Source organism: Uliginosibacterium paludis (assembly GCF_039631355.1).
Taxonomy (GTDB): Bacteria; Pseudomonadota; Gammaproteobacteria; order Burkholderiales; family Rhodocyclaceae; genus Uliginosibacterium; species Uliginosibacterium paludis.
The window spans coordinates 47,659-60,798 of record NZ_JBDIVF010000001.1; the positions used below are offsets into that span (position 1 = coordinate 47,659).

Annotated in this window: 4 protein-coding genes; all 4 read right to left on the reverse strand. The window is 52.7% G+C overall.

All coding sequences use genetic code 11. The features are described from left to right. Position 1: 1 nt before the first annotated feature. Positions 2–2,242, reverse strand: a complete 2,241-nt coding sequence (locus ABDB87_RS00215; RefSeq protein ID WP_345923016.1) for a type I secretion system permease/ATPase — start codon at positions 2,240–2,242, stop codon at positions 2–4. A gap of 100 nt (positions 2,243–2,342) precedes the next feature. Further along, positions 2,343–9,923, reverse strand: a complete 7,581-nt coding sequence (locus tag ABDB87_RS00220) for a calcium-binding protein (protein ID WP_345923018.1) — start codon at positions 9,921–9,923, stop codon at positions 2,343–2,345. Continuing rightward, complete coding sequence (locus ABDB87_RS00225; protein ID WP_345923019.1) at positions 9,917–10,615, reverse strand: hypothetical protein; 699 nt, start codon at positions 10,613–10,615, stop codon at positions 9,917–9,919. The genes ABDB87_RS00220 and ABDB87_RS00225 overlap by 7 nt, the downstream gene beginning before the upstream one ends. 741 nt (positions 10,616–11,356) lie before the next feature. After that, positions 11,357–13,140: putative Ig domain-containing protein (locus ABDB87_RS00230; protein WP_345923021.1), on the reverse strand; the 1,784-nt coding region annotated here is incomplete at its 5' end.

Here is a 13,140-nt window from a genome sequence, read left to right on the forward strand (position 1 = left end):
TTCAACCTTGCTGCATGCGGTAGAGCTTGGCGTAGTGGCCGCCTTCGCGGGTAGCCAGCACGGCGTGGCTACCCTCTTCAACGATCTGGCCGCGCTCCATTACGATGATGCGATTCGCGTCGCGCACGGCCGAGAGGCGGTGGGCGATGATCAGCACAGTGCGACCCTTGCAGATGGCTTTCATGTTCTGCTGGATGATGCGTTCGGATTCGTAATCGAGCGCGCTGGTGGCTTCATCGAAGATCAGCACGCGCGGGTTGCTCATAAGCGCCCGGGCAATGGCGATGCGCTGGCGCTGGCCACCGGAGAGGGTGGAGCCATGCTCGCCGACGAGCGTGTCATAGCCCTCGGGCAACTCGGTGATGAATTCGTGGGCGCCCGCCAACTGGGCAGATCGCAGCACGGCGTCCAGCGGCGCGCCAGGGTCTGCAAGAGCGATGTTGTCGCGAATCGAACGGTTGAAAAGTACATTGTCCTGCAGCACCACGCCGATCTGGCGACGCAGTGACGAAGCCTCTGCAAGCGCGAGGTCGACGCCGTCGACCAGCACACGACCGCGCTCCGGTACGTAAAGGCGCTGCACGAGCTTGGTGAGCGTGCTCTTGCCTGAGCCGGAGCGGCCGACGATGCCAATGACCTCACCAGGCTGGATGGTAAGGCTCACGTCCTGCAAAACCGGCTGAGCCTCAGGGCGATACCGGAAGCTCACCGCATCGAACACGATCTGGCCCTTGATCGGCGGCAACGCACTCTTCGCGTTGGCTACTTCGCTGCGGGTGTTGAGGATGTCCCCCAGGCGCTGCACCGAGATGCCGGTCTGCTGGAACTCGGTCCACAGGTTCGCCAGTCGCATCACGGGCTGAGAGACATGTCCGGCGAGCATATTGAAGGCGATGAGTTGGCCGATGGAGAGCTTGCCTTCGATAACGAGCTTGGCGCCGAAGTACATGGTGAGGGCGGTCACCAGCTTACTGATGAAGCTGACGCCGGCGTTGGCCACTGTACTCAGCGACACGGTGCGGAAGCCGGCAGAGACGTAGGCGGCCAGTTGCTGATCCCACTTGCGGGTCCATTGCGGCTCGACCGCCATGGCCTTGACGGTATCGATGCCGGAGATTGTTTCGACGAGGAAGGCCTGGTTCTCGGCACCGCGGTTGAACTTCTCCTGTAGGCGGCCGCGGAGTACCGGGATGATGCTGGCCGAGATCAGTGCGTAACAAGGCAGCGAGAGGATGACGATGAGGGTCAGCGGTATGCTGTAAAAGAGCATCACGGCGATGAAGATCACCGAGAAGAGCAGATCCAGTACCAGCGTGATGGCGTTGCCGGTGAGGAAAGAGCGGATGTTCTCCAGCTCACGCACGCGGGCCACCGAATCCCCTACCCGGCGAGCCTGGAAATAGGCCAGCGGGAGGTTCAGCAGATGGCGGAACAGTCGAGCGCCGAGTTCAACGTCGATTCGGCTGGTGGTGTGAGCGAAGACGTAAGTGCGCAGCGCGGTGAGCGCCACTTCAAAGACGGTGACGGTAATCAGGCCGATGGCGACCACATCCAGCGTGGACAGGCCGCGATGGACCAGCACCTTGTCAGTCACAACTTGGAAGAAGAGCGGCGTGACGAGCCCGAAGCATTGCAGCACGATCGACACCAGCAGTACTTCGAGCAGCAGCTTGCGGTACTTGACCACGGCGGGTACGAACCAGCTGAAGTCGAACTTGGCGAGTTCACCGGCCAGCGAGGCGCGCGAGGTGAAGAGGATCAGCTCGCCGCTGCAGCGGGCTTCGAAGTCCGACAGTGACAGGACTTCGGGACGCTCAACCAGCGGATCGTGAATGAGGATGCGGGGGCCGCCAGCGGCAGAAGCGTCGGCACTGGCCTCGGCGTTCTCGATGCGCGCAAGGATGATGAAGCCGCCGTCCTTGCACGGAGCAATGGCCGGCAAGGGCGTGGTGCCCAAGCGGTTCAGATCGGGCCTGGCGCACTTGGCCGATAACCCGAGTTTCTTGGCAGCCAGCAGGATGTCGGTGCGGCTGAAACCTTCCGTGCCCGAGCGAAACTCGTGCGCGAGCTGGTCGGGGTCTGCTGCCAGTGCGTGGAAGCGGGCGAGCATGACCAAGCAAATCAGTCCTGAATCAGGCTTGGAAGGCGTCTCTACAACGCGTGCTGTTTCGGCCTGGGTTCCCCTCGTTTCAGACTGCGGCTCGGTGACCACGTGCAGCCCGTTATTGTTCTGTGAATTCATACCATTCGATTCAAACAGTAGTCCTGCGTATGGCAGGACTCAAAAACACGGACAGGACTGAAAACTCAGTCCTGTCCGCATTCACTTCAGATGCTGTGCATTACTTCCAGTTGGCCGCGATGACAGTGTTGAGACTCGACTGGTAGTTGGTCGGCAAAGTCGTTTGCCCCGCTGCCGGAGGCGCGAAAGCCGCCATGGCGCTCACCAGGTTAGCCACTTGGCTATCCAACAGTGTTTTGCCATCACCAGACTTGAACTGCTCGACATGGTACTGACTGCCCAAGTACCAGTTGCTCACCACCATCTTGTCACTCGTACCAATGACACTGACTTCCAGGTTGTTGCCGTTCTTGACGAACCACAACTGACTGGAACTGATGTCGGTTGCGGTCTTGAGAACGTCAGTATTGCCCGTGGTCGTGTCGTTTTCGGTAACAGTATCCGTGCCATAGCCACGTCCCAGCACGTAGGTGTCGTTGCCGACACCGCCAACCAGACTGTCGTTCCCAGCAGCCCCATCGAGAGTGTCATTCCCGGCTGCACCCGTGAGGGTGTTCACACCGCTGTTCCCTGTCAGCAGGTTGTCCAGTGCGTTGCCCGTTCCGTTGATGGCGGTTGTGCCAGTCAGGGTCAGGTTCTCGACGTTGTTGCTGAGGGTATAGGTCACGCCTGCTTTGACAAGGTCCGTACCTTCACTGGCATTCTCTGTCACCACATCGCCCGTGTTATCGACCACGTAGGTGTCGTTACCCGCGCCACCGATCAGGCTGTCTGCGCCTGCACCACCGTCAAGCGTGTCATTGCCTGCGGCTCCCGTGAGGGTATTCACCGCGCTATTGCCGGTCAGTACGTTGTCGAGCGCATTGCCCGTGCCGTTGATGGCCGCCGTGCCAGTCAGGGTCAGGTTTTCTACGTTGGCGCTCAACGTATAAGTGACGCTGGACTGAACAAGATCTATCCCCTCATTGACAGCCTCAGTCACGATATCGGATGCACTGTCGACAACATAGCTGTCGTCGCCGAGACCTCCAGTCATGGAGTCATTTCCGGCACCACCATTCAAGGTGTCATTCCCCGCCCCCCCTTTAAGGGTGTCACTACCGGCCAAACCATTGAGCACATCATTGCCTGCGCCACCACTCAAGGAGTCCGCGGCGGCGGTACCGTTCAAGGTTTGATTTTGGATACTAACGACAACATCGAAAATATCGGATGTTGTCAGGTTGCCCGTATCTTTAGAGGTGACCTTAATGCTGAGCGTGCCAGTCGATGTTGGCGTACCACTAAAGGTACGAGTCGCCGTATTAAAAACCAGCCAGGATGGCAACGCACTCCCATCCGCTAGCGTCGCGCTATAGGACAGCGTATCGCCGGCATCGGCGTCGGTAAAGGCGCCTGATGGAACTGTGTAACTAAACATAGCCCCTTGCGCGGCAACCTGATCTACGAGTGCGATAGACAGTACGGGAGCGTGGTTGGGAGCGCCAATCGTCATATTGACGTATTCGCCAGCCGAATAACCGTAATTGTCTGTCCCCCAAAGAATGAACTGGAGCGACCCCACATTACTTGCGCCCGGAGTGCCCGAAAGAGTACGCGTAGCGGCATCAAAAGTCAGCCAAGCAGGCACAGCGGAACCATCGGCCATTTTGACGCTATAGGTAATCGAGTCCCAGACATCCGGATCTGTAATGGTATTGGCAGCAATCGTATAGTTAAAGGCACTCCCCGCTTTAGCCTGCAAGGTCGGAAGGTAGCTGTTCACTGTCGGAGAATGGTTGTTGCTAGCGCGATCCACAACGGTCTGAACCATGGCTTGGTCCCAAACGACACCATTGGCGAACTCCACCCGATCAATCTTATGGTCTGCTGTTTGGCCATCCAGATCCGAATCTGAACCGAAGTAATTAATTAAAGCGATTTGATCTGTCGTGCCCTTTATTTTGAAAAAAATGTGGGTTCCGGATTGAAACGCCATTACGTCGGTGTCAGCAATCCCCGCACCAAACCGCAGGGTGTCGACTGCGCCAAGGATGTCGGTGTTATCAATGGAATCCTGACCATCGCCCTTGTTGAACACATAGACATCGTCGCCTTGGCCGCCCGCGAGGTAATCATCACCCCAACCGCCGTTCAGGACATTATTACCGCCATTTCCCCACAAGCCGTTGTTAAGACCATTGCCTGTCAACGTTAGATCTGCATCACCATCAACGGCGAGGCGCTCCAGATTAGCGCCTAGTGTCCAACTGACGGCTGAACGAACAAAGTCGTCACCTTCATTGGAATTTTCTACAATGACGTCGCCAGCATCGTCGATCTCGTAATAGTCGTCGCCCTCGCCGCCAATCAGGGTATCCTGGCCGACACCGCCAAACAAAGCATCAGCCCCACCACCACCTATCAACGAGTCGTCGCCTTCAAGACCCAGCAGATTATTATCGGCATCATTTCCAATAATTACATTATTGAGATCATTCCCATTGCCGCGATAAATTGTTCCTGTCAGCGTCAAATTTTCAACGTTATCCGCCAGAAGGTAGGTAGTTTCAAAACTACGAATTTCAGTATCAATACCTTCATCGAATAATTCTCGAATACGGTCACCCTGGCTGTCGGTAGCGTAGGCATCATCACCCACGCCACCAACCATAAAGTCATCATCTGCGCCACCATCAAGCGTATCGTTTCCAACACCGCCTTCAAGTGAATCGCCACCCGAGCCACCTGAGAGTTGATTATTCCCGTCATTACCGAGCAAAGTGTTATCACTATCATTACCGGTGCCATCAATATGGTCAGCGCCAGTCAATATCAACCCTTCCAGATTATTGCCAAGCGTATAGGTCAGACCAATTTCGACCGTATCGTCCCCGCCATCTTGAGCCTCGATAATTAGATCATCCAATGTATCGAGAACATAGGTGTCGTCCCCGCCCTGCCCCTCTAGCGTATCGGCGCCATTTCCTCCATTGAGGCGGTTACCATAATCATTTCCGGAAAGATAATTAGCCAAGGAATTTCCGGTGCCGTCGATACTCCCACCGTTTGCGTCAAGCACAAGATTCTCAACATCGGCCGACAAAACATAGCTAGCAGTTGCCCGAACGGTATCGGTACCTTCGCCGGTATTTTCGATCACGATATCGTCGGCACGATCCACCAAGAAAATGTCATCGCCAAGCCCTCCGACAAGAGTATCAATCCCTAAGCCGCCATCAAGAAAATCGTCACCCGAACCACCGTCTAATGCATCGTCGCCGGCATCACCCTTGAGTTCGTCGCCTCCGCCTAAACCAATGATCCGGTTTGCGTCGCTATTCCCTTGTATTACATTAGCTTCTTCGTTGCCTGTCGCATCAATATTGCTATTGCCAACAAGTAGGAGGTTCTCCACGTTGCTCGAAAGAGTAATGCTCAGCGAACTACTTACTGTATCTATTCCCTCCCCGGTCGCCTCAGTAATCACATCACCCACATCATCAACAACATAGGCATCGTCACCCAAGCCACCCGCCATGGCATCAGCGCCTGAGCCGCCATTAAGTGTGTCGTTGCCAGAGCCACCAACCAGAGTATCGTTACCCGTCATACCCAGAAGAGCATCGCTCCCCGAAAGTCCTTGCAGCGAATCATCACCGCCTCCACCTTCAAGGCGATCATCAAATGCTGTCCCCACCGAGGTCCGCTGCAACAAAGCCTGGGCATCCAGTAACAGGCTTGTTCCATCGGAATAGCTCAATTTCAAAGCACTGCGCGGGCTGTCATCTGTGTAAAAATTAGACAGAATGATCTCATCAGTACGACTTGTTAAAAACCGTACTTTTAGATCTTGTCCGAATCGACTGAATGCCAGTTCATCCAAACTCAAATCAGCAATCAGTATCGTCGTACTATCTTGATAATCTTCAATGATCGTATCCCGGCCATCGCCGCGCACGAAAATATAAACATCATCTCCTGCACCACCAATGAGTTCATCGTCACCAGCCCCACCGGCTAGCGTATCGTTGCCATTTTCTCCATAGAGCTTGTCGCCTCCACTGCCACCCTGAAGATTGTCCGCGTCATTGCCACCAAACAGAGCGTCGTCACCTGCGCCACCATCCACTGCGTCGCCGCCGACCTCTCCATAAATAACATCGTTTCCGCCACCGCCTTGAAGTTTGTCCGCATCATTGCCGCCAAATAAATAGTCATCCCCCTCGCCACCATCAAGCGTGTCGCGGCCACCAAAACCATACAGCGTGTCATTTCCTGCCATAGCCGACAGCGCGTCAGTTATATCCGCCCCGTACAGAGCGTCATCGCCTGCTGTGCCTAGCGGCGCAACAAGACGCGAAAGCACTGCATCCCTGTCCCAACTAGTGCCGTCAGAAAATTCAATTCGCTCTATTTGGTACGCCTCGCCACCAAACCAATTAGATATGGCTAATGAATCTGTGCTGCCGCGCAAACTAACGTTCAAATTGAATAAGTCGCGAACAACGACTACATCCTCTGGTTTTATTCCCGTCGAGAAGTGAATCGTATCAACATTACCTATACGGGTATCGTAGTCCAATAAGATGTCTTGCCCATCTCCCGCCCTAAATATATAGACATCATCCCCGCCTTCACCTTGAAGCAGATCATTGCCAACACCACCATCCAAAGTATCATTTCCCGAACGTCCGTACAGGCCATCACCCCCACTTAACCCCTGAATCAAATCGTTCCCATTTGTACCAAATAGCGCGTCAGCACCAGCACCGCCCACAATCACAGCTGAGAACCCAACAAGAAACGGGGAAAGAAAACCCGGCCCATTATCAAGAGCCTTAAGCTGAAGTGCATTCAAAACCTGCTCGCCAAACGAACCATCCGCTCTCAAATTATCGACTAAGTCCTTAGCCAATCGTGCGTAGGCAACACCATCGATTTCATTACTTTTTTGAAGCGCATCAACCATATCTGACACATCAAATATGTAACCACCCGCTGCAGAATCAAATTTTAATGAAACACTCTCGTATATATCCTTAAGATGGGTTTGCGCCATCAATTGCACATAAATTTTGCTTGATATTGCATCGAACTCTTTCAGCAAAATCGCAGCCGCCGGGCCGTGAGGATTCGGATCCCGCTCCCCCCAGCACCATGTTCCTAGGTAGCTTTCGCCGTAAATAGCCTCCAACGTAGCAAGTTTTCGAGCATCCCCAATGGCGTTCCCATAAATCATCCGCGCTGCGCGGCTTGACGGATCAACTCCTTCGACGCCAGCCCAGGCGTAGATGAGAGTTGTCAAAATTGACTTTCGCAAATCAGGATCGGTTTCCAGCGAAAATTTATCAACCAGCGATTTCAAATGGCCGCTAGCATCCTTTGCCATCGCCTGCTGCAAACTACTTACATTGCCTGAACCACCCACATTGGGCATGGCTGCGATTTCATCACTAACAGGCACTAGACCTAGGTCTTGCGTACTCTTGTAATTCACACTGAACCAGACATCTGTCATGGGCGCTACGACACCATCAGTGCGAATAAAATTTCCATTTAGGAGATGCTGATTGCCCGCGGAATCAGTTTGATTCGAGGATGAGAAGGCAACATTCAAAGCATCAACATTAGCCTCAGCCAAAGTTAGCAGTTCACCGGCATCTACCAATCCATCACTGTTTGCATCCTTCCACACCCGTAGAGAAGAAAAATCTTCGTCATTAATATCGACCCGGCCGTCGTGATTACTATCGAGTTCCACCAGTGCCGCGAAGCCATCGCTCGCCACCTTACCACTCGACAGTACAGTATTGCTTCCGAATAATTCTTTGCCGCTATCAATCTGGCCGTTGCCATCCAAATCACGCACCAGCAAACCATCATCTTGCCCAACCCAACCAGTATTCTCTGCAAAATGATTGCCGTCGTGATCGAAGTGGATATAGGCCGACTTGCCGATTGTTTCTACGCCATCACCATCCAAATCCAGAATCAATGGGCTGGTCGTTTTTTGAGCACGCTGAAACGGATTTGGATCTTCTTCTTTCTTTTCAAGATGAATTCCAAGATCGTCATTGGTGAATTTCTTAATAATAACCGGACCAGCACCTCCCATCACATACAGGTCACTTCCAGCCTGAATGTAGGTATACCCACCACCTGTATAAACACCAGAACCATAGCTTGTTTCTTCTCCGCCATAAAAATCTCCGACACGGCCTTTACCATCGGCATCAACAACAATATCCAAACCTCCGTCGCTGACATCGTAGGTATCGAATCCCAGCCCCCCCACAAGACTATCGTCGCCGTCACCACCATCCAGCGTATCTGTACCAATACCACCGACCAAGGTATCGTTATCCCCGCCCCCCAGCAGCAAGTCACTGCCGTAATCACCAAGCAGCATGTCGTTGCCATCACCGCCATGCAGGGTATCTCCCTGCAGGCTTCCAAGCATCAAATCGCGCTTGCTGTCGTTCGAGGTATTGGCAGACATAGCGTCACTGCCAGACCGAACACTGAACCGATCAAAATCAGTGAGACTTACTGCCCCTTTTGCTTGCGAAACAGCCAAGGCCTGAATGGCTGGCAGCAAAAGATCCCAGCCTTTTGTATCTGCTTGCGAAACGAGTTTGGCCGACTCGAACTGAACGCCTCCGTTAAGTTCATAAAATAGCGGATCTATATTATTACCCTGAGCATAAAAGTAATATTGGGTAAGTGCAGCCAGCAAGCCTTTAACCATGGCATCGTCAGCAGCACCAGACGCATCATGGATTTTGTTCATCTCTTTCGCCAGGGAGTCTAGCAAACCTCTATTTTCGATATCCCGACGCAATAAATTGGCCAAAAAATCAGGCGCATCGGAGCCCCTCAGATCTGAGCTTTTGTATAGACTTTCGTCAAAAAACACATCAATTGCTTTGCTGTTTTTAAGGAAAGCAGAGTAAAAATCTTTAGATCGCAATATCACATTCAGCAGATCGATTGAGTGTAAGTCGATCGAATTTGTGATATCTCCCGGTGTCGATATATTGGTGAGCGAGCCAATATATGGAACCAATACGCGCAAATGTTCAAGTATCTCGCCGTCTAGGTAACTACCCGTCACATTTGATTCACGCAGCATAAGCATTGCTGTCAGTATTGGACTACCGATCGGCATGGATAGCTGAATCTCCGCCGCGTCAAAGTATTTTTTTAGCGATTCCGGAAAATTCGTGTATCCATCATTTATCAGCATCAATTTGACAGCTATCAATGAAGCAGAGTTCAGCACAGTGGCTTTGAACGGCGCAGGATCAAAAACTGTAGCGCGCTTATCAAACAAAATCGCCATCACGGACGCCAAGCCCCCCCCCAAGGAGTGTCCCGTAAAGCTGATGTCGTCTTTGTAGTTCCTGAGAACTAACTCAATTGCATCCACCAACTGCCGATTCGGCACCAATCCTGTGCCTAAGGCGGCATTAGCCTGCCAGTCGGGTTGCGACAGCGAAATGCTTGGGTCATTTGTGCCAGTAAAGGCTACGACCGTTTCCCCTCCGTTCGTAAACACACCGGCAGAGAAGCCGTCTAACTGATCAGGCACCAAGTACTCAGTCCAGCCGCAGTACTGCATATCCGGGACTTTATTTTTAAAGTTAGCGCGACTATAAACACGGCCTGAAAACTCTGCATACAATTCATTGCTTACCACGACGCTCCCCCTTCTTTATATTTAAGAAAAGTCTTTTTTTTGCAGGACTTATCAACACTATATTCCTCACAAACCTCAACGGTAGTGTGCCTACACTCTTTGTCATAGTTATACTCAGACTGAACTTCTTCAAAAGTAATAATTCGCTGATACACCACCCCCCAGGCGCCAGTTCTCTGCGTGGCTTTACGTTTTAAATCGATTGAAAAAGGCTCGCCTTTCTCCAAGTCGATTTCACGGTACATATTTGTTTTTTGTCCAACGAGCCTTTCATCCAACGGTACCCGAACCCAGGCCCCTTGACGAAAAACAAACTCTATATAGGGGTACTTTGGCTGCTCCAACTCGAACCATGTTTCGCAACCGTTATAAAATGATGAAACGATATACCACTCTTTTTTTTCTGAATTGTAATTAAAGATCATTGGACGATATTTGCTTTCCCACGCAGGTAGTGGAGCGTCGCCTGGCGGGGAAAATCGCAAACTGTAGTGTTCATTCTTGATGCCTGAAGGACCGCCCATTTCGTGCATACCGTCTGCCGACGCTGTGCGCTCAACCCACACCACTCGTCCATCAGAAAGCTGAACCTCTTCCCGCCATTGCAACGGCTTTTTTGGGTAATCTTGGCCACATGCCTCAAGCAATCCTACCAATAAAATTGGCCAAATAACCACCTTAAGCCATCTCATTTGACGTCCTTTAGATAGAAAAATAACTTTAATATTTATTATTTATTCCAATAAATATTATGTCGCGATTTCCGTTTAAGACGCTATTAAACCGGCAACAAATTACCTTACATCCGGGTACTGTAAGTCGTTGACTCGCAAAAGGTTCGAAGCCGACTGTGCTGCCTAAAATGTTGCCGGGTTAATAGTGGCAAGAAACAAAAACATCCTCATATTCTCGCCCCTGCGTTGAGTCGGTACTGCTTTGCAAATTATTGTGCATCATCGCGCAGATCCAGGCCCAAGCTAGGGCCCTTCAGCGCAGCAAGATTTTTTTGACTGAGGCCAACAAAAAATCAACTATTTCACCATTTTCGCGATCTCAAATGGCTTTGCTTACGCCCAAAGTGTCGTCATTCATTTGCAGCGAACCAGACGTCGAAAATTTTGCCGATCATGCCGCGACAAAGCCGCGTGCTGAAAAACCCGTCTGCGCGCAAGCATTCAACCCTTCCCCCAGACGGCAACACGTTCCAGCCTATACAGGACGAGTTGCACCGAGTCATTGCTTCGGCAGCGCCCACCTGCTAAGGGTTAGCCTCCGCTATTTCTGACCGCGGATCGATCACTACGTGCTGTCCGTTATTGTCTTGTGACCCCATACCACTCGATTCAAACAGAAGCCTCGCTTGGCACAGGGCTCAAAAACACGGACAGGACTGAAGGCTCAGCCCTGTCCGTATTCACTGCAGGTGCTACAAGTTATTTCCAGTTGGCCGCAATAACGGCATTAAGGCTTGCCTGATAAGTACTCGGCAATGTCGTCTGTCCAGCAACCGGTGGGGCGAATGAAGCCATCGCACTGACCAGCGCATTGACCTGACTATCGATGAGCACTTTGCCGTCACCGCTTTTGAACTGCTCGACGTGATACGGGCTACCCGAGTACCAGTTGCTGACCACCATTTTGTCAGCCGTGCCGATGATGCTGACTTCGAGATTGTTGCCGTTGCGTGCAAACCAGAGTTGGGTGGCGGCGATGTCAGCCCCCGTCTGCAAGACGTCGGCATTGCCTGCAGTGCTATCGTTTTCTGCCACGGTATCAAGGCCGCTACCGCGGTTGAGCATATAGGTGTCATTACCCACTCCACCCACCAAGGTGTCTCGGCCGGCGCCGCCATCAAGCAGATCACTCCCTGCCCCACCTGTAAGCTGGTTTGCCCCTGCATTACCGATCAAGCGGTTGTCCAGTCCGTTACCCGCACCGCTCAGCCCGCTGGTGCCGAGCAGCGTCAGGTTTTCGAGGTTGTTGCCGAGCGTATAGTTAATGCTGGACTGGACAAGATCGATACCTCCGTTCGCGCCCTCAATGACCCTGTCCCCCGACGCGTCAACGACATAAGTGTCATCGCCCGAACCACCCGTCATGAGATCGCTGCCAGCACCACCATCCAGCACGTCGCGACCGTCACCACCGTTCAAAGTGTCATTGCCCGCAAAACCATATAGAACGTCAGCGCCTGACGTGCCGGTAAGCACGTCAGCAACGCCAGTGCCGGCAACCGTGGTAATTGCTTCGCTGATTGCCAACCGGAACATATCGCTCACCGAAGCACCCGCAATATCTGTTGCGGTTACTACAAGTTCCAGGGATCCAGCGCTGCCTGTGGGTGGAGTGCCAATAAATGTTCCCGTATCTGACTTGAAACTCAGCCATGACGGCAATGGCAGCCCACCGACAAGAGTTGCTGAAAGCGTCAGTCGATCTCCTGCGTCAAGATCCTTGAAGGCATCGGCCGGCAACACATAGCTGAACACAGCTGCTTCTTTGGCGTTGATATCTGGAATTCCTGCAAGAACTAAAGGGGCGTCATTGATGTTCAACACTTTGAGGTGGAAAGCATCCGAAATACTGAAGCCACTCTTGTCGGTGGCCACAACACGGATATCAAGCTCACCAACATCCGCATTTTTCGGCTTTCCAGCGAGAACAAGTGTGGCGGAGTCGAAACTCAACCAACCAGGAAGAGGAGCTCCATCGAGCAGGGTAACGCTATAGCTAAGAACATCGGCAGCGTCCTGGTCGGTAAAGACACCAGTGAGTGCATAAGAAAAAGGCACATCCTGAGCCGTTGTGATGTCAAGCAAAGGCGTCGAAAGAGCAGGAGAATGAGGCCGTGCAAGCTCGTCAAGCTCCAGTTTGGCCCAGACGGAGCCGTCGGCAAAGAACACGTCCGGTCGATCTTGCAAAGTGAGGGCAAGATAGTCGCGAACCGTGAGCATGTCTTCACCTGCCTGAAGCAGAAGATCGGCGCCTTGCGCACCGAGTTTTATGTCTCCTCGCGACAATCCGGCTCCGAGCTGAATGCGATCCCTTTCGCCAGGACTAAAAGGCATGCCGATGATGGTGTCCTGCCCATCTCCCCGGCCAAAGTAGTAGGTGTCGCTCCCCGTGCCACCGACAAGCAAATCATTCCCCGCGCCACCATAGAGCGCGTCATTGCCGTCCATCCCCTCGAGCGTGTCCTGACCCGCTCCACCGATCA

Coding starts and splice junctions, on each gene's coding strand:
- ABDB87_RS00225 (WP_345923019.1), bottom strand. CDS start 10,615: ATGAGATGGCTTAAGGTGGTTATTTGGCCAATTTTATTGGTAGGATTG.
- ABDB87_RS00215 (WP_345923016.1), bottom strand. CDS start 2,242: ATGAATTCACAGAACAATAACGGGCTGCACGTGGTCACCGAGCCGCAG.